The 25,064-nt window shown below is 69.0% G+C and carries 23 protein-coding genes; 4 read left to right on the top strand and 19 right to left on the bottom strand.

Annotation, left to right across the window (positions count from 1 at the left end; translation table 11 throughout):
- Positions 1-26: 26 nt before the first annotated feature.
- The 6 genes from P3T34_RS12030 to P3T34_RS12005 all read right to left on the bottom strand — a co-directional run bounded on the left by P3T34_RS12030 (position 27) and on the right by P3T34_RS12005 (position 5,407).
- Positions 27-1,298, bottom strand: a complete 1,272-nt coding sequence (locus tag P3T34_RS12030) for a lanthionine synthetase C family protein (protein ID WP_280666025.1) — start codon at positions 1,296-1,298, stop codon at positions 27-29.
- Entirely contained in the window at positions 1,295-4,258 is a 2,964-nt protein-coding gene (locus P3T34_RS12025) for a lantibiotic dehydratase (protein WP_280672002.1), read from the bottom strand. The genes P3T34_RS12030 and P3T34_RS12025 overlap by 4 nt, the downstream gene beginning before the upstream one ends.
- Positions 4,259-4,487: 229 nt before the next feature.
- Entirely contained in the window at positions 4,488-4,634 is a 147-nt protein-coding gene (locus tag P3T34_RS12020) for an FxLD family lanthipeptide (RefSeq protein ID WP_280666024.1), read from the bottom strand.
- 100 nt (positions 4,635-4,734) lie between these two features.
- On the bottom strand, positions 4,735-4,965 hold the full coding sequence (locus P3T34_RS12015; RefSeq protein ID WP_280666023.1) for a hypothetical protein: 231 nt from the start codon (positions 4,963-4,965) through the stop codon (positions 4,735-4,737).
- Positions 4,962-5,168 carry a hypothetical protein gene (locus tag P3T34_RS12010; protein WP_280666022.1) on the bottom strand — a complete coding sequence of 69 codons (207 nt, stop codon included), beginning with the start codon at positions 5,166-5,168 and terminating at the stop codon, positions 4,962-4,964. The genes P3T34_RS12015 and P3T34_RS12010 overlap by 4 nt, the downstream gene beginning before the upstream one ends.
- A complete protein-coding gene (locus P3T34_RS12005) occupies positions 5,165-5,407 on the bottom strand; it encodes a hypothetical protein (protein WP_280666021.1) in 243 nt (80 codons plus the stop codon). The genes P3T34_RS12010 and P3T34_RS12005 overlap by 4 nt, the downstream gene beginning before the upstream one ends.
- 257 nt (positions 5,408-5,664) lie before the next feature.
- Between P3T34_RS12005 and P3T34_RS12000 the strand changes: the two genes are divergently transcribed.
- Positions 5,665-6,987, top strand: a complete 1,323-nt coding sequence (locus tag P3T34_RS12000; protein WP_280666020.1) for an XRE family transcriptional regulator — start codon at positions 5,665-5,667, stop codon at positions 6,985-6,987.
- On the opposite strand, the gene P3T34_RS11995 is transcribed toward P3T34_RS12000, so the two are convergent.
- The 8 genes from P3T34_RS11995 to P3T34_RS11960 all read right to left on the bottom strand — a co-directional run bounded on the left by P3T34_RS11995 (position 6,984) and on the right by P3T34_RS11960 (position 11,899).
- Entirely contained in the window at positions 6,984-7,796 is an 813-nt protein-coding gene (locus P3T34_RS11995) for an alpha/beta fold hydrolase (protein WP_280666019.1), read from the bottom strand. The genes P3T34_RS12000 and P3T34_RS11995 overlap by 4 nt on opposite strands.
- A gap of 88 nt (positions 7,797-7,884) precedes the next feature.
- Positions 7,885-8,082 carry a hypothetical protein gene (locus P3T34_RS11990; RefSeq protein WP_280666018.1) on the bottom strand — a complete coding sequence of 66 codons (198 nt, stop codon included), beginning with the start codon at positions 8,080-8,082 and terminating at the stop codon, positions 7,885-7,887.
- Positions 8,083-8,183: 101 nt separating this feature from the next.
- On the bottom strand, positions 8,184-8,738 hold the full coding sequence (locus P3T34_RS11985; protein ID WP_280666017.1) for a hypothetical protein: 555 nt from the start codon (positions 8,736-8,738) through the stop codon (positions 8,184-8,186).
- A 710-nt stretch (positions 8,739-9,448) separates the two neighbouring features.
- Positions 9,449-10,843, bottom strand: a complete 1,395-nt coding sequence (locus tag P3T34_RS11980; RefSeq protein ID WP_280671998.1) for a DUF2637 domain-containing protein — start codon at positions 10,841-10,843, stop codon at positions 9,449-9,451.
- A gap of 93 nt (positions 10,844-10,936) precedes the next feature.
- Positions 10,937-11,323: a hypothetical protein gene (locus P3T34_RS11975; RefSeq protein ID WP_280666016.1), complete on the bottom strand. Its 387-nt coding sequence runs from the start codon at positions 11,321-11,323 to the stop codon at positions 10,937-10,939.
- Positions 11,320-11,574: a hypothetical protein gene (locus P3T34_RS11970; protein ID WP_280666015.1), complete on the bottom strand. Its 255-nt coding sequence runs from the start codon at positions 11,572-11,574 to the stop codon at positions 11,320-11,322. Before P3T34_RS11970 ends, P3T34_RS11975 begins: the two co-directional genes overlap by 4 nt.
- Positions 11,571-11,705: a hypothetical protein gene (locus P3T34_RS11965; RefSeq protein ID WP_280666014.1), complete on the bottom strand. Its 135-nt coding sequence runs from the start codon at positions 11,703-11,705 to the stop codon at positions 11,571-11,573. The genes P3T34_RS11970 and P3T34_RS11965 overlap by 4 nt, the downstream gene beginning before the upstream one ends.
- The gene (locus tag P3T34_RS11960) at positions 11,702-11,899 is read right to left on the bottom strand and encodes a hypothetical protein (protein WP_280666013.1); all 198 of its coding nucleotides are present in this window, start codon (positions 11,897-11,899) and stop codon (positions 11,702-11,704) included. The genes P3T34_RS11965 and P3T34_RS11960 overlap by 4 nt, the downstream gene beginning before the upstream one ends.
- 617 nt (positions 11,900-12,516) lie before the next feature.
- Here P3T34_RS11960 and P3T34_RS11955 point away from each other — a divergent pair.
- Positions 12,517-12,957: a type II toxin-antitoxin system prevent-host-death family antitoxin gene (locus P3T34_RS11955; protein WP_280666012.1), complete on the top strand. Its 441-nt coding sequence runs from the start codon at positions 12,517-12,519 to the stop codon at positions 12,955-12,957.
- Between the two features lie 77 nt (positions 12,958-13,034).
- On the opposite strand, the gene P3T34_RS11950 is transcribed toward P3T34_RS11955, so the two are convergent.
- Positions 13,035-14,390 (bottom strand): hypothetical protein, encoded by a 1,356-nt coding sequence (locus P3T34_RS11950; RefSeq protein WP_280666011.1) that lies wholly within the window; start codon positions 14,388-14,390, stop codon positions 13,035-13,037.
- A 585-nt stretch (positions 14,391-14,975) separates the two neighbouring features.
- The gene (locus P3T34_RS11945; RefSeq protein ID WP_280666010.1) at positions 14,976-15,212 is read right to left on the bottom strand and encodes a hypothetical protein; all 237 of its coding nucleotides are present in this window, start codon (positions 15,210-15,212) and stop codon (positions 14,976-14,978) included.
- Positions 15,213-15,688: 476 nt separating this feature from the next.
- Between P3T34_RS11945 and P3T34_RS11940 the strand changes: the two genes are divergently transcribed.
- Both P3T34_RS11940 and P3T34_RS11935 read left to right on the top strand, forming a co-directional pair.
- The gene (locus tag P3T34_RS11940; RefSeq protein WP_280666009.1) at positions 15,689-16,735 is read left to right on the top strand and encodes a hypothetical protein; all 1,047 of its coding nucleotides are present in this window, start codon (positions 15,689-15,691) and stop codon (positions 16,733-16,735) included.
- Between the two features lie 7 nt (positions 16,736-16,742).
- Entirely contained in the window at positions 16,743-16,970 is a 228-nt protein-coding gene (locus tag P3T34_RS11935) for a hypothetical protein (protein WP_280666008.1), read from the top strand.
- Between the two features lie 4 nt (positions 16,971-16,974).
- Here P3T34_RS11935 and P3T34_RS11930 read toward each other — a convergent pair whose 3' ends face one another.
- From P3T34_RS11930 to P3T34_RS11920, 3 genes are all read right to left on the bottom strand, one after another.
- The gene (locus P3T34_RS11930) at positions 16,975-17,502 is read right to left on the bottom strand and encodes a YceI family protein (RefSeq protein ID WP_280666007.1); all 528 of its coding nucleotides are present in this window, start codon (positions 17,500-17,502) and stop codon (positions 16,975-16,977) included.
- Complete coding sequence (locus P3T34_RS11925; RefSeq protein WP_280666006.1) at positions 17,502-17,771, bottom strand: hypothetical protein; 270 nt, start codon at positions 17,769-17,771, stop codon at positions 17,502-17,504. Before P3T34_RS11925 ends, P3T34_RS11930 begins: the two co-directional genes overlap by 1 nt.
- A 342-nt stretch (positions 17,772-18,113) precedes the next feature.
- A complete protein-coding gene (locus P3T34_RS11920; RefSeq protein ID WP_280666005.1) occupies positions 18,114-24,659 on the bottom strand; it encodes a LamG-like jellyroll fold domain-containing protein in 6,546 nt (2,181 codons plus the stop codon).
- Positions 24,660-25,064 lie beyond the last annotated feature (405 nt).

The following is a 25,064-nucleotide window of genomic DNA, read 5'->3' as shown; positions in this document are numbered from 1 at the left end:
GTGTCCTCGCGTCAGGTGATGAGCGGTCAGGAGGTGAGCAGGCAGGTGTCCCAGGTGGAGCTGAACGAGCTTGTGGTGGTGGTGAGCGCTGCCAGGGCGACACCGGCCGCGCCGTCGAGAAGCCCCGGTCCGCCGCCTTCCGCGTCCAGGAGCGCGGTGACGGTGTGGTTCGCGTCGGCGTCGGGAGGGTGGACGGCGCCCAGCAGCGCGGGAACGAGGGCATGCAGTTGGCCGGCCGTCTCGGGGGTCGCGTCGGAGGCGGCGCGGGCGGCTACGTGGGCGAGGCCCGCGAATCCGTGGCACAGGGAGATGTCTGTCGTTGCTGCGAGCGCGGCCGGGTCGGTCAAGGCGGCGATGAGCGCCTTCTCCACTGTGTGCTGGCGGTCGGTGTCTCCGATAGCCAGGGCGGCGAGCTGTTGGGCGCGTCCCAGGCCCGCAGCCCCGTAGCACCAAGATGGGCGCTGCGGCTTGGGCGGGTGGGGGCGCCCGGCTCGGAGTTCGTCACGGGTGACCCAGTAGGGCCACGCCGGTCCCTGGTCGGTCTCGGTCTTCCAGCGGTCGAGCCATGCGCAGATCGTGCGTACGGCGTCGAGTTGGCCGTCTACCGTGATGCCGCGCCGCGCCGCGATGGACAGCAGGCTCAGGACTCCGGTGATGCCGTGGGCTGAGCCGTTGTTGGCGTGGCCGTCGGGGAACCGGCCGTCGAGCCGTCCGGAGGGTCCTGAGGGTGTCCACCAGCCGGGCACTGTCTCCCCGTTGAGGGTGATCGGGTGGGTGAGGCGTACGAGGTGTCCGAGGGTGGCTTGTAGGGCGTCACCGTCGGGGTCGCGGCGCAGCAGGTAGGCGCCGTAGCCGGTCAGTCCCCGGAGCGCGTCGAACTCGGCGAGCGCGGGGGCTTGTCCGAGGTCGATGCGGTGGTGGGCTGCGGCCACCCGGTGGTGGGTGTCGGTGACGATCTGCCGATCGAGTGCTTCCAGCGTGCGCCCGTAGGCCCCGGGAAGGCGGTCTGCGGCGCAGGCCAGAGCGTGTGCGAGGGCGGGTGCCCCGTAGTAGGGGTGGCTGTCGGTGCCGCTGGTGATGGGGGCTCCGGTCGCGGCGGCGAGCCAGTCGTGGGCGCGTTGCCATGGCCTGAGACCGGCAGAGGCGAGTTCGATGTGCAGCAGCGCGATGCCGGGGATGCCGTGCGCGAGTGACTGCCTCCACCCGTCCTGGCTCCGGCACTCAGCGGGTGCGGTGTCGGGGTGCGCGAGGCGGTCGGCGATCACGCCGATGAGGTCGCCGGCCGGGTGCCGGGTCATGCGGGCCTCCGTGAGGCTCGGGCTGTCCACGCGAGGGCGGCGGCGCGTGCGAGGTGCAGGCAGATGGCTTCCTCGGGGAAGTTGACGGCGACGGCGCGCACGAAGTGCACGTGGAGGAGGGAGCCGAGAACGTCGTCGGCGTCGATGCCCTGGGTGTCCGGGCCTGGGAGGTGGCGGCGGTAGTCGGACACTGCCCGGTCTCGTTCCGTCCACGCCTCCACGATGGCGCCCCCGCCCGGTACTGCCCGAAGGGCGGCCCAACCCTCGGAGGGGTCGGCGAGCCGGACAGCTTCGGCGAACTGGTGCCGGGGAACAGGCTCGGTGGCTGCGGCGGGGACGTGGTCGATGAGCCAGCGCATGCCCGCTTCGGTGCTGCCCAAGAAGGCGCAGGCGATGGCGACCGTGTGGGCGGCGACCAGGGCGCGGTGATGCGGGCGTACCGGTTGGCGGAGCTGGGCGAGCAGCGCGGACGAGTCGGTTCGGAACACCGCCTCGGCGGCACCCCACGCCAGGCCGGAGCCCCAACGTCCGGTCTCGGGGTACGAGGTGGGGTAGCGGACCTCCCGGAGCAGCCCGGTGTGGTGGAGTTCGTCGGTCCAGGCGCTCACAGCGCGCGCGATCCGGCCGAAGTCTTCGCGGTAGGGCAGAGCGATACGCAGACGTAGGTGCTGGTCGGGATCGCGGTACCGGACGTACCACCAGGGTGGTTGACCGAGTTGGTCGAGCAGGGTCGGCAGGTGCTGGGCGAGGATGGTGTCCTGGCGCCGGATGTCCCCGTACAGGCTGGCGAGCAGCACCATCGACGTTGCCGGGGTCTGTCCCTGGTCGCGCCCGATGAGCCGCGCGCGGGTGGGCTTCGGAAGGCGCGGCCATGGTGGCGCCGTGGCCGATTTCAGCGGGACGACGATCTCGTGTGCCCGACCTCCGAACCAGCCGGAATCGTGCAGTGCTTCCGTCAAGGTGGCGTGCGCGGAACGGTCCAGGTGTGCGCGAAGAAGAACGCGGTGGGCCGGCTCGTCCAGGTCCAGGGCGAGCAGTCGATCCCCCTCGGTCAGGTACACCTGGCGCGGCACCCGGCGCGTCTGCCGCCACACGGTCAGGGTCTCGTCCCACGCGGTCCAGGACTGCGATCGGGCCGGTAGCTCGGTGCCCTCCAGACGCCACCGGGCCGGGGAGAGGATGGTGCGTCCGTAGCGCAGCCGAGGAAGGTGCGGCATCGTCCGAGCCGACCCCCAGTCGAACAGCGTGACGGCGGCGCACTGGGCGCGGCTCAGCTCGGTCAGGAATCGGGCCATCGGCGGGGTGTGGGTGTGCAGGTTCAACGCGTGCATGCCTACGGCTTCCACCCGGTGTCCGCGCGAAGGGGCGGCCAGGTACATGCGGCGCCCGTCGCAACCCACCGCCAATTCTGCGACCGTCAGAACCCGGTCATCGGGGGCGCGGTGTTCCTCCAGGCTGATCACGAGCGGCAGAACCTGCGGGGAGCGGGTGACGTGAGCCGTCTCCGGCACCAGCGGCGGGAACGACAACTGCGCCGGAACGGTTTCGCCGTCAGCGGCGGGAAGATCAGCCAACTCCGACGCCAGCCGAGCACGATCACGTTCTTCCAGGACGCCGAGAAACCGACCCGTTCCGACACCCGCACCTCGGGAGACAGACACGACTTCCAGCCGGAAATCCCCCCGCTGAAGCTCGGCCAGGCCGGCGGCGTGCACGCGCACCCCCATCTCCAGGTGAGGCGGTAGCCGGATCTCGTCCGGACCCAGCTCCAGCGACGTCATCAGCGCCTCGTCCAAGACCACTTCGTCCCGGCCGTCGAGCACCGCGTTCTGAGCCAGCCGGACCAGCACCTCATCCCGGAGCGACAGCGGTGATCGGCGCTCCCCCTTCACGGACCCCGGATAGCCGTCGGGAAACCCGATCCCGCTGTCGGCGACCACGTCCTGTACGGGCACCATCGAGCCGATCCCGAACCGCTCGTAGAACCGCTGGTGGTACACCTTCCAAGCGGTGGCGCCGTAGGGTGCAGCACTCACACGGGCCAGGGCCAGTGCGGCACGCTCCACTTCGCGGGCTACGTCGCGGGGAAGCGTGACCGAGCCGTCGAGCCGTAGATCCACCGCCAGCGGATGCCTGCGAACCGGAACCAGGGCGCTCATCCGTTCGGCTACAGCGGTCGTGGCCGTCCGGGCGCGGGCAGCGGGGAGGGCATTGCATTCCGCCAGTTCCGCACGGACCTTCCGCAGCGTCAGTACCAGCTCGGTGACCGGAGTGACAGTCTCGGCTTCGACGGCCTCCAACTGCGCCACGAGGTACCCGAGCGCGTCGGTCTCAGTGCCGGGCGCATTCAATCCGGTGATCAGAACACCCCGCGCGACCAACTCCGCGAGCAGCGCCGTCACCTTGTCCATACCGACGGCCGGAAACTCCGCCAGGATCTTCGCGCCCAAGTCCTCCACCGAGATCGGGGCCTGGGCTGCGGCCAGGATTGTGCGAACCGGCGCGGTGTGCCGCAGTGAGACTTCCACCGCCCCGGTTCCGTGCTTTTTCACGTTCGGCTGATACGGAACGATCAACTGGTCGCCGCGAACTGTCAGCCCGGTGTTGGCCACCACCGGCAGGCGGGTCAACAGCTCAGGGCAGCTCTCCAACCGTCCTGTCACGGCTGCCAACCACTCCGCCGAGGCCCCTGCCACCGGCCGGTGCTTGGTGCCCCAGGTCACTTCCGCGCAGGTCTCGAAGGAGGCGGTCGTCACTCCTGCGAACAGCCCGAAGGGGGTAGCGCGCCCCTGCGAGCGCAGCAGATAGCGGGCGACGGACAGGACCGCGCGCCGGACATCACGCGGGGACGGATTCTCGGCCTCGACCAGAGTGCGCACCTGCACGGAGAGGACCGGACTTGCGTGCTGCACCGCTTCGGCGACGTCGTCCGCACTCCACACTTCCCGCAGCCATGCGATGTGCGAGACCGTGACCGCAGGGTTGGAGGAAAGCCCGGTCAGGTCGGGCCACGGCGGCAGGCTCAGCGAAGGGCGAGCGACAGCGCGTACGAGTGCGACACTGCCAGCTCGGAACGCAGGGGCGACCACGTGTACCTCCGTATGTGCGCAGTGAACGGGGACCGTCGGTGCCGCCGCACGGATTCGTCTGCGGCGGCACCGACCTACTCAGCGGGAGATGCGTTCCAGGTCAGGCGACACCGGTGGTGCAGGCGCCGCAGCTGCTACCGCAGTTGTCGTCGGTGATGTTGACCAGGCCGGCCGAGTCCGCGACCTCCAGCAGGGTGACGTCCAACTCGAACTCGGCGGCCAGGTCGGCCTGGATGATCTGAGTCATCTCGTTCCTCCTCAGTGACGGTGTTTCTGGTACCTGGCCTGGGTGTCCAGGCCAGGAGACTGTGATGCGCGTGCGCATGCCTGCACTGGGTGCGTTGTGGTCAGCGCCCGACGTGGCCGAAGTTCCCGCAGGAGCAGGACGGCCACGTCGCCGACGAGTGCAGCGCGGCGGCCGGGACATCGGCGGGGTCGACGGTGGTGACACCGGAGTCGCCGTACCGGGTGCCGTCGGGGGCGACCTTGTACGTGCGGATGTAGAGCCCCGGGTGGCGGTTCTCCGGCATCACGAAGTCCGCGCTGGTGTCCCGGTCGGAGCGGACGGCAGTTGTCATCGTCGACCCCGCAGTCTGCGAAGTACGGTCTTGCGGCGGCCGACGGCCAGCCGGGTAAGGACGGAGCGGCGGCGCTCGGCGCGGTCCTCGTCGCAGATGAAGATGGTGTGGCCGCCGGTGCTGGTGATGTCGTAGTAGTACTGCGTCGGGAGAGGGCGCCACTTGGGGCCGCCGCTCGCGACGCGCATGGGCACGGCGGTCATGCGGTGCCCCCGAACCGGATGCTGGCGGTAACCTCGCACGGCCACTGCGTCTGGCACCGCACACACTGGCCGTCCTGGCTGCGGTGGTCGTCCAGCGTCATGCGGGCCTTGGTGGCGTCGACACTCTCCGCCGAAGGCTGCGACGGCGCCCGGCGCGGGACCACGGTCGGGTTCGGGTCCACGAGCGTGCGGGAGCCCTGTGCGGCCCAGGGGTGGGGGGATCGGTCAGCAGTCGTCATCAGCGTCTCCGGGTTGGCGTGGGGTGCGGCGGCCCCTCCGGTGACGGGGGACGCATCGACGGGGCCGCCCGCAGGCTCATCCGGGGGGAGCCCTGGTGTCTTCCACGGCGCGAGCGGCTGATGAACAGTTCACCGCGTCCAGATCCCGAGAACGAGGCCGGATCGGAGGACACATCACCGGACACTTCGGCGAGTAAGTTATGTCCTCTCACTGCCGGTGGTGCCTGGTGGCCTAGGTTGGAGCGATGGGGGTTGGAGTGCCCGAACAGACAACCGCGAACTGGAAGTTCGTTGCTGCGCGAGTCGAACGAGGCTGGTGCACGCAGGAGGACTTCGCCGAGGCGTACAACGCTGCGGCCTCAGCCCTTCAGTCGAAAGCGCAGATCTCCGTACGGCAGATCAGGCGCTGGGAGTCGGGACAGACGACGTGGCCGAACAAGGACGCGCGCAGTGTGCTGCCCAAGATGTTCGGTGTGTCTCTGGAACAGCTCGGCTTCATCCCGCGAGCCAGCGTGCCGAGACGGCTTGATGCCCCCTCCGATCTCAAGCCCGATCTGGAGGACCACGTGCTTCGACGCACGTTCGTGGGCGGCCTGGTGGCCGCCGCCGCGCCGTTGCTCGATCTCGCGGCGCTGGACCATCTCACGGCCGCCACCCGGGACGCCCATCGCTACAGCGATCAGCAGCTCGTGGAGCACTTGCGCGGTGCCCTGGACGAGACAGCCCGCGCGGATGTCCTGTTGGGGCCACACCGCGCCATGCCGGCGGCCCTCGGGATTCTCTCCGTCATCAACACTGCCGCCCGTGACGCCAAGCCCGACGTCCGCCGCCAGCTTCTCAACCTCGGTGCCCGCGCAGCTGAATTCACGGCATGGCTGCACCGCGACGCCGGATCGCCAGACCAGACCACGGGCTACTGGTACGGCCAGTCCAAGGAGTGGGCGACCTTCACCGGCGACGGGGCGATGCACGCCTACGTCCTGCTGCGTCAGGCACAGGCACTCGGCCGCAACGATCCCGCTCGGATACTCGATCTGGCGGGAGCGGCGACCAGCGGACCGTGGACGCTTCCGCCGCGCCCGCGTGCCGAAGCGTTCCAGCAGAAAGCGCGGGGTCTGGCGATGACGGGCGCCGGGGAGGAGGAGATCAGGCGGGTGCTGGACCAGGCGCACGCTGCCCTCGACCAGGCCGCACCGCCAAGTGGGGCGCCGAGTTGCACGGGCCCTCTCGGTGACGGGTACACCAGGACCCGGCTCCTGGTGCAGTCCGCAATCTGCTGGCGCGAGGCCAAGCTACCGGCGGAGGCGGTGTCAGTGTTTCAGACCTACCTGATCCCGGAGAGATTCCTCCCGCGCGACCACGCCCACTACAGCGCCTACCTGTCCGGCGCGCTGGCCGAGGTGGGTGAGCCAGACGAGGCCGCCTCCGTGGCACTGACCGCCTTGGAGATCGCCGTCCCGGCCCGGTATGGGCAGGCCATCACTGAACTCCACCGAACCGCCAGCATCCTGTTCCCGCACCGCCAGCGGTCGGCAGTGCGGGAACTCCACGAACGCCTTCTCGTTCTCACGGCCAGCTAGGAGGCTAGGAAGTCACTGACCTTGGCGATGACCTCGCGCTGCCACGCCTGCGACTGAGGGTGTGCGTAGGTGGGGTCATCGTGGACAGCGAACCCGTGCTGTGCGCCTTCGAGCTCGTACAGCTCCGCTCCGGCGCCGAACAGCGGCCGGAACCGGCGAGACAGCTCGATATCGACGAAGGTGTCCTTCGTGCCGTGGACGATGAGCACCGGGGCCTTCACGTTGGCGCATAGCTTTTCCGGGTCGAGGTGGAAGACCTCGTTGAGGAGCCCGCGGCCGGTCTCGAACGGCTGGTGGACCGAGAAGCCGCGCTCATCGAGCTTAGTGGCGCGCTCGGGCGACAGGTAGTTCTCGTTCCATCCGGCGGTCTCGGTGATGAAGCGGTTCTGGTAGTCCATGCGCGGGTTGAGCAGTACCAGCTTGGCCACGTCGCCGGGTCGGCTTCCGGCGTGCAGAGCGGACGCGCCGCCGGAGAACGACGCCGAGATGACGTGCACCGGCCCCGGGCGTCCGGCGACTTGGAGAAGGTGGTCGGACGCTGCACGGATGTCGTTGGCGACCCCGGCGATCGTGACGTCCGAAAAGCGGCCCGCACTGGCGCCGTGCGCCCGCAGGTCAAACCGCAAGCAGGTGATGCCGGTGGACGCCAGACCGGCCGTCAGGCGCGTGAAGAAGCCGCCCTCTTCACGGGTGACGCCCGCGCCGTGGGCGAGGACGGCCAGCGCGGCGGGAGGAGTTGGAGAAGGGGTGACCGTGCCGAACAGCGCTGTGCCGTCCAACGACCGGAACGCAGTCTCGTAGTCAGTCATGCGCCGACCGTAGCAACTTGAAGGTGGTCCGGAAACGACGGAGCCCCCGGCCGCCGTGGTGATCGGCAGTCGGGGGCTTTCTCGGGGCCTACTCGAAGATGTTCGGCATGGGGATGCGGTTGGTGCTGCGCTTGTTGCTCCACGCCTCGGCGACGAACACGTGAGCGGCCTTGATGCGGCCCGCCGTGCCGCCGTCGTGGGTGCCACCGTTGGTCGCGAAGTTCTGGATCTGCGTTCTGGCGGCGGCGCTGGATTCCGTCAGCGACCGTTGGACCAGCGAGCCCACACGGGGATCGCGGGGTTCGAGACGGGACGCAGGTCTCCTTCGGGAACGGCGAAGGTCCCGCCCTGTGGGGAACGGGCCTTCGGGATAGTGCCGAAGTTGGGTCAGTCGGTCAGCCAGTCGTCGCGGAACTTTTCGACGGCCTCTGCGTCGTTGGGGGCCTTGTCGGCGATCAGGGTCGCGAAGGCGGCCTGCTCGACGGCACTGATCCACAGCTCCCCGGCGTATGCGGCGCGCTGCTCGTGCCCCAGACGCTTTCCGACGACTGCCCCAACTGCCGCGCGGTGCTCGGCGTCAAGCGTCTGGAAGGCATCGAGCATGCAGCGGGCCAGCGCGGTTTCGGTGGGGTGCGCGAAGGTCAGCTGGACCCAACCTTCGACGTTGGCGGCCATCAGGTAGAGGCTGCCACTGGCGGTCTGGACCTCGAACCAGAAGTGCGGGTCGTCTTCGTCGTTGGGGGTGGGCAGCGCGGCGAAGAGCGCCAGCAGGCGCTGGTTTGCGGCGAGGACGGTGGGTTGGGCGGCGGTGATCGCCGACAGCTGCAAGGCGCGTTCGACCGTGAGCTTCGACAACTCCAGGTCGGGCGGGCAGTTGAGGTACTGCTCGGCGTCGTGCTGGCGGAGTTCCTGACCGTCGTCATAGCCGTACGAGGTGAGCAAGGTTTCCCCTCCCGGGTGGTGTCGGCCAGTCGGCCGGCACGGTCGCCAGGGTCCGCTTGGCGGCCATGCTGACGGGCTGGTCACTCAGTGGTGCGGGGCAGCGGGGTGGTTGCCCGGCGGATGGCTTCCTCTGCCAGTTCGAGGTATCCGGCGGCCTCGCGGTACTCGGGCAGCCGGTGGGAGAGGTCGCCGACTTCGAGCAGTGCCCGGTGGTCAGCTGGGCGGGGCCGTCGAACGGGTCGGGCTTGCCGTGCGGCTTCTGAATCAGCTGGCCGAGCACTCAGTACCCGGCGACGGCCCCGACAAGGGCCACTGATCCAGCGGTCTGATCGATGGCGATCAGAGTCCCGTTACCGATTCCGACGACCGCGAGGGTCGCGGCGGCTTTCGCCTTCACAGGATCGAACCGATCTTCCACGGTGGCTCCCTTGGCGGAGTGTCGAAAGGGTGAGCATCGCATGGTTCTTGATGAAACGTCAGGAGATCACGGCAACTGTCATGGCGGGCGCTGAAGAAGAATGTCGAGCTTGTCCTGGTCGGGGTCATGGCGGTCGGGAAGGGCCACGTTCTGTCCCTCGGAGTGGTGGGGCCCGCGTCGTAAAACAGGCGGGCGGCCCCGCCTTCATGCCGGCGGCATCGGCCGCACTGGTCGTGATCGCATCCCCGGATGGAAGCGGGTGACCTTCGACCAGCACGACCGGGGTTGCCGATCAGGCGTTGATCAGTGCGGCGGGCCGCTCGTTCACGGCCTTGCTCATCCAGCCAGGGGACCGGCCGATGCGCCGCGCGTACTCCCCTTGCGTCAGCTCCGGCTCGATCAGCTTCACGGCGCGGAAGTCGGCTGCCGCCTTCTCGCGTTCACGCTTGGCTTCCTCCGGGTCGGAGGACTGCTGAGCGCTTTCCGCGCGGGCCTTCTTCACGGGCTTCGCCTCGGGCCGTTTGCTGCGGTTCGTGACGCCCTTCACGGTGGATCGCGGCGGCGTTCGCGGGTAGGCGTGAACGGTTGCCTCGGCCTCCTCCGGGGTCTCAGGCTCCGGGCGTGGCGGTAGGGGCATGAACGTCAGCCCCAGCGGAAACGCATTCTCCTGCACGGGCTCCGGCGGGGTTGCCACCGGGGCGTTCACGGAACTGTTCACGACCGCCAGGGTGGTGCTGGCGTAGTGCTTGAAGTCGTCCGTCTCTGCCAGGTTGAACAGGTCGATCGAGCCTTCGCGCACGGGCTCGTTCACGGTGGGGGGATCTACGTTCACGGGCTCGTGCACGCTGTCCTTCACGAGGTTCACGGGCTCGGCCACGGCGGCGGGGGGAAGCACCGCAACCTTCTCGGCCACGGTCTCCGGCTCGGCGTTCACGAGGGGCTCGTTCACGCGTTCCGAGTCGTCATTCAGGAGCCCGGGAAAGAGCGGGCCGTCCAGCGTGTCCAAGATCCTCAGGTCCAACGGGACGCCGAACTTGGCGAGCTTCAGCGGCATCAACGCCTGGACCGGTGCTGAGCGACGCCACCCCCGGCCGTACCGGAAACGCAGCTGGGCCCGGTAGACCATGCGGTTTTGCTCCAGGTGCACCACCTCGTCGTACGAGCGGAGTTCCCACAGCTTCATCCGGCGCCACAGACGGAAGGTCGGCACTGGGGCGAGCAGCCAGCGCATCCGGCGCACGGAGTCCATGCCCCGGCCGGACACCAGCAGGGCGTAGCGGCCGACTGCGTGACGGGCGGCCTCGACCACGATCACGAAGAGCAGCGGGATCACTGCGTGGATGCCGGCGGTCAAGTAGGTCATCCAGGTGGCGTGGCCTTGGACCGGCCAGCCGGAGGCGGAGTTGAAGGCGATGGTCGCGGCGGCGAGGACCCAGGCGACGTGGCGCAGCGCGGGAAAGGACATCCGCATCCACGTCAGCAGCAAGTCCAGCGCGAGCAGGACCATGATCCCGGCGTCCACCCCCACGGGGAGCACGTAGGAGAACCAGGAGAAGCCGAGCCGGAGAGTGAGCTTCTGCACGGCAGTGTACGAGCCGGAGAACCCGATCACTGCGAGCATGGCGGACCCAGCGGCGATGGCCTTCGCCAGCCTCCGCTGAACCCCCACCACTCGATCAAGGCGCATCGGCTCGGTGCCGTCAGCCGGGGACTGCATGATCCCCTCCATTTCTGTTGTCGGATCCTGGCCGGCCCGGGGGTGAGCCGGACCGGCCAGCGGTCACTTCGCGGCCATGCTGAACAGCGAACTGGCGGCGGCGTGCACGGTCTTGCTGAGCGCTCCGGCCGGGGTGCCGTAGGCGCTGTAGTGCGCAGGCTCGGCAATGGCTTTCGCGTCGGCGAGTTGGGCGAGCACCTCGGCGACGACGATGGCCGGGTCCTCCCGGGTGTCCATCACGACCTTGCCCTCGGCCTGGCGCTGCTGGAGCTGATGGGCCAACTGCTCGAACAGCTGGGGGAGGCGATCGAGCATCACCACCAGCGCCTGCATGGTCGCGCTGATCCTCGGGGCCGGGAGGCACTCGTTCAAGGTGACGTGGTTGAGTTGGCGGATCGCCTCGGCAGCCTCGTAGGCGATCTTCACGGGGTCGGGCTTCTCGGCCGTCACCTCTGCTTCTCCTTGCGGGCGGCAGCCCTCCGGGCGGCCAGCAGGTTCCTGACCAGCACGGCGCGAGCGGCGTTCACATCGGCCATCGGCACCAGCTCGCGGGAGGTGCCGAGGATGTCGGCGATCTCGTCCTCGGGCAGGCTCGGCGCAACCAGCGCGGCGGCCGTGTCGGCGGTGTGTAGCTGCCCATCAAGGGTGGTGGCCTCGGCCTCCCGCCCCTCCGGCGCGGTGAAGTGCATGTGGTTGCTCACAGTTGGTCGCTCTCCTCGGCCGATTGGTCGCGCTGCGGCTCGGGCTCGGCCCGGTCGTCCACCTCGGCCGCGAAGTCCTCGGAGCGGCGGTGGGTGTAGTTGCCCGCGTGGTTGCGCAAGATGTCGCTCACTCGGACACCTCCAGCAGCCGGGCAGCCACGCCCTCGGGGAGGGTCACGTCCGAGCCAGCGCTGAAGGAGAGTTGGAGCAGCGCGGCGGGAATCTGGGCGAGCTGGCCAGCCGCCTCGATCGTGCCGTCCAGGCCCAGCTCCTCCAGCAGGCCGGGCAGCACGTGGTTGCCGGTCGTCCTGCTTGCGGCCGTCACGAGAGCCACCCCAGCTTCGGCTTCGTGGTGCCGTACCGGGGGAGCAGGTAGTCACCCCTGCGCCCCCGGCCCGCCCACGCCTGTCCGGCGCGGGCGGTCGTCATCACGGCTGCGGCGCGGAGCTGTTGACCACTACCCTGGTTCTTACTGCCGAAGTTGAGCATCAGGCACCGGCCTTGCCGAGCAGGATGTGCAGCACGCTCTTGCCGACGGCCTTCGCCGGGTTCTTGATGATGGGCGGAATCTTGGGCTGTACCGTGGTTTTCACGTCGTTCTCCCTGGTCGTAGGGGGATCGCTCGGAGGCCCTCGGTTCGGTGCTGAAGACACCGGGTCGAGGGCCGTTTCGTTGGGCGGAAGGCCCACTGCTCCGGCTCGGTAGATACACCGAGCTGAGCGGAAGATCATCTGATCTCGTGGCACCTGCGGACTCCGCCTTCCCCGCCGATGGCAGCGGGTGGTTCGGGCGCGATGCCGATTCAGTTGACAAGGAACTGCGCTTCCCTGGCCGCACTGCTACGGCTTCCGGACGCCTGCATCTGTGCTGGTCAAGCTGCTGATTGAGTCTCAAGTCCGGTCTTGTTCAACGACGTTGGGCTTGTTCGTTCCGGGACAGAGCATGGCATGGAAAAGCAAGGAAGTGCAAGGATTCTCAAGGAAGGAAGCGGACCCGTACGATTCCGCCATGGAGACGTTCAAGATGGCGGCTGTGCCCAGGGCGCTCGGCCCGGTCCTCGACCTGGTCCAGCTGGAGAAGGTCCCGGTCACCGTTACGCGCCGCAATCGACCGGCGATCGTCTTCGTTCCGATGGACTGGTACGCCCGTGCCGTGGCCGAAGTGAACGGTCCGGCGCCAGAGGATGGCCCGCCCACTGTGGATGAACTGCGAGCCCAGTACGCTGAGTTGATGCGTCGGGTCCAGTTCGATGGGGCTCACGTCCGCATTCGCCGACATGGCGGGCCCGCAGGCGTCGCCGTCCCGGTGGACTGGTACGAGCAGGCGAAGACGGTCCTCGAACCCGCCGGCGCCTCCCCGCCGGCCGAGTCGGAGAACTCCTGAGCCAGCCGTCCGCCAGGCCCTCGCTGTGAACTCTGCGGCGGGGGTCTTCTGCTGTCCCATGTCGGGAGCCTTCGTGATCACCAGAACGGGTTGCCGTTCGGGCGGTAGCTCTCGGGATCGAACACGTCGTGCTGCGGGAGCGGGTCCATCGCGGCCGCCCAGATGTCCAGGGCGCGGCGAGCGCCGGCCCTGACCTCGAACTCGATGGGGCCGGACTCTTGGGTCTCGCGAGTTGCGCGCGCACGGAGGGCCCGGCGATCGGTGGTGTCCTTCGCGGCAGCGCGGGCCTGTTCGAGTGCGGCGGCGCGGGCAGCCTCGCCAGTTGGGCCGACCTCGGCCGGCAGGGATTCCGGAATCGGAACGCGCTCGATCTGGTCGGATCGGTGGGCGGTGGCGCAGAGGCCGCAGGGCAGCGCGGTGCCAAGGTGGACGCGGCACCTGGCTGCGGCGGCCGGGCGCTCCGCAGGCTGGTAGACAGGGGCTCGGCTGGTCCAGGTCTCGAAGTAAGCCCGGATGTGCCGAGCCGGTCCCTTGCCCTCGGCGACGGCGGCGCGGGTGACCACCGAGGCGACCCAAGCCATCTGCTCCGCACCGAGGATGCCGAGCAGCTCGGCAATCAGCGCCTGGTCGCCGTCGGTCAGGTTGGCGGTCGAGACCAGCAGCCCGCGCTTCTTCAGCTCCATGTCGATCTCCAGCACGGAGGGGGAGACCACCGGCCGCTGGGGCAGAGCCCGCATCGGCTTCGGCTCGGCGAGGACCGGCTTCTGACCCCGCGCCAGCTTCACCGGCTGCTCGACCTGATCCACAGCCTCGCCCGCGCCGCAGTGCATGTCTCCGTGTGCGCGCTCTTCGCGTGTGCGTGCATACGCACGCGGTAGAGAGCCTGGCTTTCCCCCAGGCGAGAGGGCGGATGATTTCTCATCCGGGGTCGGGTGAGCTCTCATCCTCCTCAGCGCCGACGAAGGGATCACCGGCACGGCATCGCCAACAGGGTTATCCACAGGCTCGGCGGCAGCCTTGCGGGCAGCGCGGGCGGGCACGGTGGCGTCGTCGGTGTGGGTGAAGAACGCCCGTTCGCCACCGGCCATCGACCGGTGCTCGACGTGGGCCCCAAGATCGGCGTGCAGGACGATCAGGTTCGCCCCACCGGGCATCTCGGTGATCGTGGCCCAGCCGAGGTTGTGCGCCTTGTGGCCCCAGGTCTTGACCCACTGGCGGTCACGGCCGCACTTCTCGGCGAAGTCCCTCCACGGCATCTCAAGGGCGTTCTCGCCCTTGCTGACACGGTTGACGTACGTCCACCAGGTCCGGACGGCATCGCTGGCCCGCTGGTCGAAGACCAGGGTGGAGGGGAGCGGGGCGAAGTCGTATCCCAGCGGGGTACCGGGCCGGCGGCGAGCGGTGGCCGTTCCCTCGGTCTGCGCCGCGCTCACGCGGTCACCGCCGAGCCCCGCTTGCTTGCGTGAACGAGGCGCTCGTGTCGGCGAGCGGGGTTGACCTGCAGCAGGAGAGGCGACTGCACGCGGGATGCCCGCGTAGCGCGCAGCCGCAGATGTCGGGGGAGTGGTACGCCTCGTGCGCACCCTTGATGGAGCTGTTCGGCTCTCCATCGGGCGAGAAATCTGGCACCATGGGGATCGCTTGGCCGTCCGCTGGCCTGGCCCTCTTACCCCTGGGATTCGCAGTCTTACAGGGGTGGAGAAGGGGATCTTCACCCCTCGCAGTACCAGTCAGAGCCTTCAGGGGTGTACAGACCCCTGGGGGCTCTTGCTGCTGCTACGAGTGATCGGGGTGACAGTGCCCCGGACGTGCGCTGATCCTGGGAAATCCTGGGAAAGCTGCGGCGTGAGCCACGGTCAACCCGAGTGATCCTCAGTGAGCTGTTCTCGCAGCTCAACCCCGGTCCACCCTTGCGGCACCGCTACGGTGGAAGAACCCGGCGTACAGGCCGACTCGTCCGCCCCTCACCTCGCTGACCGGCGAGGGAGGGGCTTTTTCCTTGATCCGTCACACACGCATCAGATCCAGGTGTAGTTCGCGTCGGTGATCGGTTCCAGCTCGAATGCCGGGAGTGGGCTCTGCGGGGAGCTGAGCCGGCAGAGGATGCCGCCGATGGTCGTGTAGTGGACCGTGCCCTTGTCCTCGCGGGTGCGGCGCAGCAGCGCGACTTCGGTGCCGCAGAAGACCAGCCCGGTGACCCGGACCTTGATCCTGCTGAACGGCTGCTCTCCGGTCGGTGCTTCGGTGGTGGTCATGGGGTGGAGTCTAAACAATGACGGCTCGGCAATTCTGTGCAGCGGCGTTTCCCTCTAAGCGATATGACATCGCGTCATTTATCTCCCCTGTCGACCGGTCACATTTTTGTTGACGGTGAGACATGCGCGTCTCTCGCATGGGGGGTATTTCGTGGCTGCGATCCGATAACGATCCATCCGACGGTTGGTCAGCATGTCCCTTTCCGTATGATCTGCTCGAATCGTGCGTCCTTAACATTTTCTTAGGTGCTCAATTGTGAACTTGTGAAGAGATATTGACTGATCGGGAGACCGACGTGGGTCCATGGCGCACGGAGACGCCAGCGGGGCAATGGTCGCGGGGGGGCAGACACCGACGGTTGAGCATTTTCATGCTCCTGTGGGTGTTGTTGTCGAGCCTGTTGGCGGTGCCGGACGCCTCGGCGTTGGCGGCTCATCGGCCGCATGGGAATGTGTGGACGCCGACGACGCCTCTGGTGTCGCAGAAGTCGGTGAAGGGCAAGAACGTGGTGCCGTCGGCACCGAAGGCTCCGGCGTTCCCGGTGCCGGGGACGTACAAGCCCTCGGCGCCCTCCGCGCCGTCGGGTTCGACGACGGTGACGCTGGGCGGGGCCGCCGTGCAGGCCGGGCAGTTGCCCGTCAAGGTGGCCGCCGGGAGCGGTGACGCCGGGCATGCGGTCACGGTCCAGGTGACCGACAGCGCCCAGGGCAAGGCGGCGGGTACGACCGGTCCGGTGATCGCGCTGACCGACACCGCCGCTGTCGTGGGTGGCACGGGTGGCACGGTCAAGCTCGCGTTGGACCTGAGGGCACTGCAGGACTCGGTGAACGAGGACCGCACGCGTCTGGTGGCGCTGCCGGCCTGTGCGCTGACGACGCCGCAGGCGGCGGAATGTCGCCGGCAGACGCCGGTGGCGTCGAGCGTGGACCCGAAGATGGGCGTGCTGACCGCCGAGGTCACCCTCCCCGCCGCGACCCCGGCCGCGAAGGCCGGTGTGGTGACGCAGGCGAGCTTCGTCCAGGCATCGGCTCCGACCGCGACGCCGATGGTGCTGGCGGCCACGACCGCGCTGTCCGGTACCACGGGCACCTACACGGCCTCACCGCTCTCGCCGTCGGATTCCTGGGGTGCCGGAACCAACATCGGCAGCTTCACCTACTCGTACCCGATCCAGGTGCCGCCGGCGCTCGGCGGTACCGCACCGTCGGTGTCGCTGTCCTACAACTCCTCGTCGGTGGACGGCAAGACCTCCTCGCAGAACGCGCAGGCGTCCTGGGTGGGCGAGGGCTGGGACTACCAGCCCGGGTTCATCGAGCGCAGCTACCAGTCCTGCGCGAAGGACGGCATCACCAACTCCGGTGACCAGTGCTGGGCGGGGCAGAACGCCGTCATCAACCTGGGCGGTCACTCGAGCACGCTGGTGCGCGACGACACGCGCAGCAGGGCATGTTCCTGCTCGCCGGCTGGATCGCGATCGTGTTGGGATCCATCGCGCTCATCATGGGTGCGGTCCATGAGCTGATCGTCAAGTGATCACCCTGGCAGTGGGGTTGGTGGCCGCACTCTGCGCAGTGCGCGCCGTCTTCGCCCTCCTGAACCGGGAATGGCTGTGGGCCGCGGCGTCCTCGTCGGCCGCGCTCGCCGTCGTCATGAGCGGCCTGGCCCTGTTCGGCCGCCACCCCTGGGCCTCGCCGGTCGGCACGGCACTCCTGCTCGGCGCAGCCGCCGCCGGCATCGCCGCCCGCCGCCGGGCCTGAGCAGCTAGGCGGGACCGTCGTCGGTGCGTCGGGCGCGGACGGTCGCCGTCAACTGCAGGCGCCGCGCGGCCAAGCCCTTGAGCTTGGTGACGCCGTGGGCGTAGCGGTCGACGGTCGCGGTGGCCTCCACCGCGATCTCCTCCCCGTCGACTTCGGCCTTCGCCACGGTGAAGGTGACGGGTGCTCGGACACCGCGCGCGGTGAGCAGTCCCTGGAGCGTCCACCCGCCGGTCTCGTCCTGTGCGGCCCCGGTGGAGGTGAAGACGATGTCCGGGTAGCCGGCGGTGTCCAGCAGCGTCTTGGACAGGACTTGGCGGTCCCGGTTCTTGTTGCCGGTGTCGCAACTCGCCGCGTCCGCGACGGCGTCCACGCGGCTCGCGGTCAGCGGCTCGGCGAGGGAGACGGTGCCGCCGCGCAGCCGGAAGCTGCCGCGGACCGTGCCGAGCCCGAACAGGTGCTTGGTGGTGAAGCTGATCTGGGAACGCAGGACATCGATGTCATACCGGCCCGGCGTCGGGGCTGTGGTGGTCATCATGGTCTCCTGTGGATTGATCCTTCATGGCTGCGGTGACCCGGTTCTGCTGAGGTGAGCTGTGGGGTGAGCTTTCGGATCTCCAGCAGGTCCAGGCCGAGCGCCTCGATCTCGGCCAGCACGCCGTACAGCGCCGACCGGTCCAGCAGGCCGATGAGCACAGTCTGGGCGCCGTGCCGCCGCGGCGCCAGCGCCGGGAACGCCGACAGTACGGTGGCGCCGAGGTGTCCGTTGATCCGGATCAGGTACGGGGCGGATGCCAGGTCCATGCCGCCATGATCGCCGGGGGACGGTGACCCCGCACCACCCGGATCCGGTGACCCGCACCGGGGCTAGGGCGCATGGCGAGCGGCCAGCAGCCGTAGTTCCCGGGCACGCCGCATGGCCGAGGACACTGTCCGGGACCGTACCCGCGCCGCCGCAGACGCCGCCGCAGCCCGTGGTAGCGCAGCCTGCGGCACCACAGCCCGTGACCGCGCAGCGGCAGGAGGACCGAGCCGCCCTCGCCGCGGCAGTCCGCCCTTGCCGGCTCTGCTAGTACACAGAAACGGGCCGGGCGCTCCTGGGGGAGCGCCCGGCCCTGGGGACGGATCAGGTGGTGCGGTCTAGCGTCAGTCGATCGTCATGAGCTGGGTGGTGTTGTCCCAGCCGTTGCTCGCGGTTGCGCCGGGGTAGCCGGCGATGGTCGCAGCGCTCACCGAGCTGGGCAGCGGGGTGTAGGCACTCCAGGTGCCGTCGGGGTTGCGCATCTGCCAGTGGACGGTGGCGCCGCTCACCGAGAGGAACTGGGTGCTCCCGTCAGCGTCGCCGGCCGCCGAGACGGCGGTGACGCCGGAGTTGCCGAGCAGGCCGAAGGCGCTCCAGGTGCCGTCGGCGTTGCGGATCTGGTGGTATTCGACCGTGCCGACGACGGACAGGAACTGCGTGCTGCCATTGGGCAGGGCCGCTGCGGCGACGGCGGTGACCCCGGAGTTGCCGAGCATGTTGTAGCCGCCCCAGGTGCCGTCGGCGTTGCGGATCTGGTGGTACTCGACCCCGCCGACGACCGACATGAACTGCGCGGAGCCGTCGTTGAGTCCAGCCGCGGAGATCGCGGTGACGTTGGTGGCGCCACCGGGCGGGGAGTTGAGATAGCTCCAACCGGCCTTGGCGGTCCAGGTCTGGTGCTCAAGGGCGCCACCGGTCAGGGACAGGATCTGGAGCGTCCCGGTGCCGTCCGCGGTGGCCGCAACGGCGCTGATGTTCGTGTAGCGCACGCCGGTGCTGCTGGTGGTGTTGATGAGGGTGACGGGGCTCCAGGCAGGAGTCGCGTTCGCGTAGTGCCACTGGGCGTACTCCTGGCCGCCGGCCAGGGTGATGTAGACGGTGTCGCCGTTGGGCATGCCCGCGGAGCTGACCGAGGTGGCTCCGGGGATCGTCGCAGCCAAGGACGGGCTGCCCCAGGTGCCGGTGGCTCCTGCGCTGCGCGTCTGTCCGCTCTCGGTCCCGGGAGCGGCCTGGCTGCTGCCGGGGTTGTTGCTGATCTGCTGGTAAAGGGCGGTGACCTGGGGGGCGGTGACGGGGTAGTTCCAGGCCTGCGCGCCGCTGATCATGCCGGGGAAGTAGTCGGTCCGGGTGCCGTGGTAGAGGGCGGCTCCGATGGTGAAGTTGCCGGTGGCGGCCCAGTTCGTCAGACCAGTGGTGGTGGCGGCGAGGGTGCCGTTGACGTAGAGCTGGGCGGTCTGGGTGGTGGCGTTGTAGACGCCGACCAGGTGAGTCCAGGTGCCGGGGGTGGTGTTGCTGGTGGAGCAGGGCGACAGGCCGCTGCCGGTGGAGGTCGCTGTGTCGCTGGCCATGGTGGTCAGGCACCAGCTTTTGACCGCGGCGTTGTACTGGAGGTAGAAGCCCGAGTTCTGGGTGCCGTCCTCGGAGGCGATGGTGGCGTTAGCGGTGGGCGTGCTGGCGAGGTTGGCCCAGGCGGACACCGTGAAACTGCCTGCGGTGTTGAGGACGGGGCCGTTGCTGGTGGTGCCGCTGCCGTAGGCGGTGGTGCCGTCAAGGCTGAGGACGGTGCCTCTGGTGGGGTCGGCCGTCCAGCTGTAGCCGCCGTTCAGCGTGAGGGGGGCCTGCCCGATGGCGGGGTTGTTGGCGAGGTAGGTATTACCACTGTTGGAGGCGGTGTCGCTCGCGGTGCCCCCGCCTATGGCGCCGTCGTTGAGCTGCCAGCTGTCCACCGCCCCGAGAATGGCGGAGGTGAGGGCTCCGTAGCCGGCTGTGCTGAGGTTCACATGGTCGGTGCCGGCGGCCGCGTTGGTGTTGAGCTTCGTTTCGCCGTTGCTGGTCTCTGGCGTGCCGACAGCGGTGTCAGGGTTGATGTAGTAGAGGGCCGGGGTGCTGTACCAGGCCAAGCCCAGGGCGCCGGTGAGCCAGGTGTTGACGGTGGTGCGGTTGTGGTCGACCGTGCTGGTGCACGGGTCGTTGGCGCTGTTGTCGGTGGCCTTGTCGCCGGTGTAGCCGTCGCACGGAGTCAGTCCGACCACCTCGATGGCGATACCGGCGTTGCTGAGGTAGCCCAGCAACTGCGTGTAGGCGTTGCCGGTCATGTTGTCGGCGCTCTGGCCGTGGAGGAGGTCCTGGAGGCCCTGGTTGAGGACGACGGTGGTCAGGCCGGGCTGGTCGAGGATGTCGCGGTCGATCCGGGACAGGGCGGACGGTCCGCCGTACATGCCGACGGCGTTGTCCTGCATGACCTGGTCGCCCACCACGCTCTCGTCGATGGTGCTGGACGGCGTGGCGGAGGACGACTGGGCGGCTGCGAGGTCGGCGGCGAGGTGGACGGCGGTGGTGGAGATGACGGGTGCGGTGCCGGGCTGGCCCGGGTCCACGAGGCCGTCTCCGAGGACTGCCTGGGTGGGGACGTTGGTGGTGGCGACGTCCAGGTTGGTGAGGAAGTCGGTGAACGATCCCCAGGCGCCGGAGTAGGCGCTGCCGGTGGTGTCGGTGGTCTGGTCGCCCGAGCCGGTGGGAGACAGGAACGAGTAGGCGGTGTTGGCCCACGGGTTCATGGCCATGGTCGGCATGGAGTTGGTGAAGCTGAAGGAGACCAGGAGGTTCTTGCTGGAGGTGACGGTGTACGGCAGCGGGTCGCTGTAGACCATGCCGCCCACGGGGACGGTGACGCCGGCGCCGCCGCCGAAGGTCAGGTTGGTGGTGGCACCCGCCGCCGCCGCCGAAGTGCCGTTGGAGGCGACCGCGACTGTCGCGTGGCCGACCACCAGGGGGAGGTTGGTCAGGGCGTTGTCGAGTTTGATCCGCAGGGTGTTACCGGACACGGACGGCTTGACGTTGACGCGGATGGTCTGGTTGGCGAAGTTGCCGCTCTGACCGGCCAGCGAGTAGTTGCCCTCGGTCGGAGTTCCCCAAGAGGCGGTCCAGGACTGCCCGCTGGGCGCGGCCGGGCTGGTGCCGTTGACCTCGGCGGTGCCGGTGGTGGTGTTGCGGGTGGACACGCCGAAGACGTGCAGACCCATACTGGCCGGCTGCGTGCCGACATCCGGCAGGGTGACCGAGGCGATCGTCTTCCCGGCCTGCAACTGCACCGAGAACGGGTAGATCTTCGGGCTCTGCGCTGTCGACTGCCCGGCGGGGTTGTTCCAGTGCGGAAGGCTGACCGCGGCCAGCGAGGCGGGTCCGCTGATCCAGTCCGGGACGACGAGGGAGTAGGGCTGGGTGGAGTTGTCGGTGTAGGTGATCACGCCGCTGGCGGGGCAGTACGCCGCCGGGTTGGTGGAGTCGAAGCAGTACGTGCCCGACACTCCGGTGCCGGCCGGCACATAGGGTGCCGCGTCGTTCGTGACGGCGCCCGGCGCCGCGAGGCTGCCGTTGGTCGTGGAGGCGAGGAAGACCAGGGCGCTGCCGGTGCTGGTGGGCGTCGGGGTGAGGTTGACGGTCTGGTTGGCGGCCAGCACGTTGTCCGCCTGGCCGCTACCGAACGCGGGCAGGGTGAACGTGGCACCGTCGACGGTGACCTTGCCGCCCGAGTTCCAGCCGGCGTTGGCCAGGTCGTTCGCGGAGTAGCTGTAGCCGCCGCCGTCCGCCGAAGCCTGGCCCATGTTGGAGTCCGAGCTGATCGCGACGTTGTTGAGGCAGGCGACGAGGGTGGCGCAGGTGGTGTTGGGGTGACCTGAGGTCATGAAGCGGTAGGCGCTCATGCCCGAGAGGTCGCCGGCCGCGTCGAGGGCGGCGGTCCACAGGGTGTGGGGGCCGGCGGCGAGCGGGTTGAGGCTGACGGCCGCGTAGGGGGAGGAGTAGGCGGTGCTGATCTCGGCGGCGGTCAGTGCCCGGGAGTAGGTCTGGACGTCGCTGACCGCTCCGCTGGCGAAGTTGTTGGTGGCCCCGCCGGCCAGCTTCACACCACCGATGGCCAGCGGCCCGGTGGCGTTCCAGGGGCTGGGGTTGGTGCCGGTGGCGGCCAGGGCGCCGTTGACGTAGAGGCTCATGGCGCCGGTGGCGGAGTTGAAGACACCGGTCAGCTGGGTCCAGGTGTTCAGCGCCGGGGCGCTGGTGGTGGACGCGGAGTAGAAGGCCGGCGCGGCCCCGTTGTCGATGCTCGGGGAGACGAAGGACCAGCCGCCCGCCGAGGGGGAGTACTGGAGGTAGAAGGAGGCCGCGTTCGCACCGCCCTGGGAGACGAAGGTGCGGAAGGTGGAGGTGTCAGCGAGCTTGACCCAGGCGGACACCGAGTAGGAGGAGGCGGTGTTCAGCACTGGTCCGGTGGTGGCGGCCAGTGCACTGGTGCCGTTGAGGGTGAGTGCGGTGCCGCGGGTCGGGTCGGTGGTGGTCCAACTCGCGCCGCCGGCAAGGGTTGCAGGCTTGCCGCCGGCGGTGTCCGCGGCGGTGCTGCCGCTGCCGTCGGCGAGTTGCCAGTGCGCGGCGGGGGTGGCGGCGGTGGTGCCGCTGCTGGTGATCGTGGCGGTCTGGTTGGCGGGGGTGCCGCTGGTGGCGGGCTGCTGGTCGAGGCGGTAGATGAACTTGGTGGCCGGTGCGCCGTTGGTGGCGCCGTTGAGCACGAACTGGGTGGCGGTGCCGGCGGGGGCGCCGGTCTTGCCGCCGTTGTCGGTGTTGGGGTAGGTGGGGTTGGGCATGACGCTGGGGTTGTCCGGGCCGCTGGGCTCGGCGGTGAAGTGGCAGACCGGGGACCAGCCGGACCAGGCCTCACCGTCGGTGACCTGGGTCTGCCAGTCGACGGTCTGGCCGTTGCTCAGCGAGGAGATGAAAGAGGAGGGCAGGGAGTAGGCGGCGGTGCTGCCGTTGGCGAGGTTGTCGCCGGACAGGCCGCTGGCGGTGTTGGAGGAGCCGTCCACCCAGTACTTGAAGTTGGCCTGCAGCGCGTCGCCGTCGGGGTCGGAGATGTGGGCGTTCAGGACGGGGGTGTTGGAGGCGATGGTCTTGCCGATGTACGGGTACGGAGTGCTGGTGGCGCAGCCCGCGTTGTCCGCTCCGGTGACGGCCGAAAGGTCGCTGGCGCCGGGGGTGTTGGGGTGCAGGTTGTAGAAGATCTGCAGGCTCGGGTTGGAGGAGAAGCGGGAGAAGCCCAGGTCGTTGCCGGAGGACTCGTAGGAGTCCTCGGTCAGGGCCGCGGTGAACTGGCCCCAGTGCCCGGACGCGGATTGCGCGATCGGGGATGTGACGTCCAGGCTGTGGGTGACCGAGCCGTTACCCGGGCAGAAGTTGGCGTTGTAGGAGGGGCCGAACTGGGCGCTGGAGATATCACCGCCATAGCCGGGCTGGTTGTTCCAGTCCGTCCCGGAGCCGATGCCGCCCGCCCAGTGCAGGGAGACGGTCGGATTCTCACTGCAGGACGCGGAGTAGACCTTGGTGGCGTTGACCGTTGCGGAGCTGATGTCCGCTCCCCAGATCACGGTCGGCAGTGACCACTGGTAGTAGGTCCGCATGATGCCCTGGCAGGTGCTCCAGCCGTTGACGCCGACGCCGAGCTGGCCGCCGTCGCCGGCGGAGCTGTAGTTGTTGAAGAGTGAGCTGCCGTTGCAGGGCGAGCCCTGCTTCACCTCGTCGAAGGCGGGTGAATTAGCCGACGCGGGGTGCCAGTTGAACGTCGGGTCGATGAACTCGGGGAACGCCGCAGCGGCGTTGGTGAGGAACTTGGTGTCGGGGATCAGGGTCAGCGAGTGGGCGTCGGCCTTGGTGGCGACGACGGCGATGCGGGCGGCGGCGCCGGGATGGGCGGCATCCGAGGCATCGGGGGCGACCTTGGCAGTCACCGCCTGACTCTGAGTCAGGGCGCCTGCGCGCGCCGCGCTCTTGGCCTGCGGAGCAGCGGCGGCGGGCAGGGTCGTGTTGGAGTCCCACATCATCGGCGTGGCCGACTCCAGCACCGCGCCGTCCGCGCCGCCGGTGACCGCGACCCCGTCCTGTGCCTTGGCGGCGGCCAGCTTGCCACCGGCCACCTGCGCGGCCAGTTTGAGCCCGGCCAGCGCCGGATTCTTCGCGGCCTGAGCGTTCTTGACGACCAGTACGTCACTGAAGCCGCCGCTCACGGTGGCCGACACCGTCAGGTCGACGCCCGGCAGGACCTCCGCGTACGTCGCCGTGCCGCCGCTGACAGTCGGCGTCGGCAGCGCGGTCGGCCAGGAGACCGAGTAGCTGGCGCCACCGGAGGACGTCACCGCCAGCGGAGCCCTACCGCCACCGGAGAACCGCACCGAGCCGTACGCGGTCGCCACCGGCGACAGCATGCCGTCCGCGCCCTTGCGCAGCGTCGTGTCGACGGGCTTCCAGACGCCCGACTCCTTCGTCCGCACCGGCTTCGGACTACCTGTCAGCGCGAACCCGCCCTTGGGCTGCGCCACCACCTGCTGGCTCTCGGTGGTCAGCGCGTCCACCACGACCGGCTTGCCGCTCGTGTGCGCCTGGGCGGCAGCGGCGACCATGGCCGCCTTCTCCGCCACCGTGGGCCCCTGCCCGCTCTCCATCGCGGACAGATTGGTCGGCTGCTTGGGAGCGGGCGCCGCGGGCGCCGCATGGATGGGGACGGCTCCCGCGGGCGCGCCCGGGGTGGCTGCGAACGCGGCCGGAGTCGCGCCGAACACGGTGGAGGCGAGCACTCCCGCGGCCACGAATGCTGACGCTTTTTTGCCGACCGGGAATTGCCCGATCATTTTGCTGCTTTTACTTGGCACGAAATCCTCTTTGCTAGACATTTACAAAGCCCCTCATGCGACGGATCGCAGCGGGTGCAGGTCGAGACGATACGGTGCTGGCAAATAAGGGGGCAAGGTGCGTCCGATATGGCACCATCTGGCGCGATTGTCGCCAAAAGTGGCAGGTCAGTGAGGGTATGAGATGACCCCTAGCGCCTTGTCGCCTTAGGCTGGAAATTTCACAGGTGGCATTTTCCGGCTGGCGGAATAGGCATGCGAAGGCTGCCAGAAAAATAGTCTCCACCAACTTCTCCTCTCTGATACGGTCGCGCTCTGACTGGCATGATCATCGGGCATTGTGATGGCGAGGGGCGGGGACTGTGGGATTCGGCATGGGCCGGACCGGGGAAACGCGATAAGGCG

The organism is Kitasatospora sp. MAP12-44 (assembly GCF_029892095.1).
Lineage (GTDB): Bacteria > Actinomycetota > Actinomycetes > Streptomycetales > Streptomycetaceae > Kitasatospora.
The sequence above is the reverse complement of the archived record's forward strand: the minus strand, read 5'-3'. Positions and strand labels throughout refer to the sequence as shown.

Coding starts and splice junctions, on each gene's coding strand:
- P3T34_RS11930 (WP_280666007.1), bottom strand. CDS start 17,502: ATGACCACCACAGCCCCGACGCCGGGCCGGTATGACATCGATGTCCTG.
- P3T34_RS11980 (WP_280671998.1), bottom strand. CDS start 10,843: ATGCGCCTTGATCGAGTGGTGGGGGTTCAGCGGAGGCTGGCGAAGGCC.
- P3T34_RS11955 (WP_280666012.1), top strand. CDS start 12,517: ATGGCATGGAAAAGCAAGGAAGTGCAAGGATTCTCAAGGAAGGAAGCG.
- P3T34_RS12020 (WP_280666024.1), bottom strand. CDS start 4,634: ATGACTCAGATCATCCAGGCCGACCTGGCCGCCGAGTTCGAGTTGGAC.
- P3T34_RS11925 (WP_280666006.1), bottom strand. CDS start 17,771: ATGGACCTGGCATCCGCCCCGTACCTGATCCGGATCAACGGACACCTC.
- P3T34_RS11995 (WP_280666019.1), bottom strand. CDS start 7,796: ATGACTGACTACGAGACTGCGTTCCGGTCGTTGGACGGCACAGCGCTG.
- P3T34_RS11945 (WP_280666010.1), bottom strand. CDS start 15,212: ATGACCACCACCGAAGCACCGACCGGAGAGCAGCCGTTCAGCAGGATC.
- P3T34_RS11920 (WP_280666005.1), bottom strand. CDS start 24,659: ATGATCGGGCAATTCCCGGTCGGCAAAAAAGCGTCAGCATTCGTGGCC.
- P3T34_RS12015 (WP_280666023.1), bottom strand. CDS start 4,965: ATGACAACTGCCGTCCGCTCCGACCGGGACACCAGCGCGGACTTCGTG.
- P3T34_RS12010 (WP_280666022.1), bottom strand. CDS start 5,168: ATGACCGCCGTGCCCATGCGCGTCGCGAGCGGCGGCCCCAAGTGGCGC.
- P3T34_RS12030 (WP_280666025.1), bottom strand. CDS start 1,298: ATGACCCGGCACCCGGCCGGCGACCTCATCGGCGTGATCGCCGACCGC.
- P3T34_RS12005 (WP_280666021.1), bottom strand. CDS start 5,407: ATGACGACTGCTGACCGATCCCCCCACCCCTGGGCCGCACAGGGCTCC.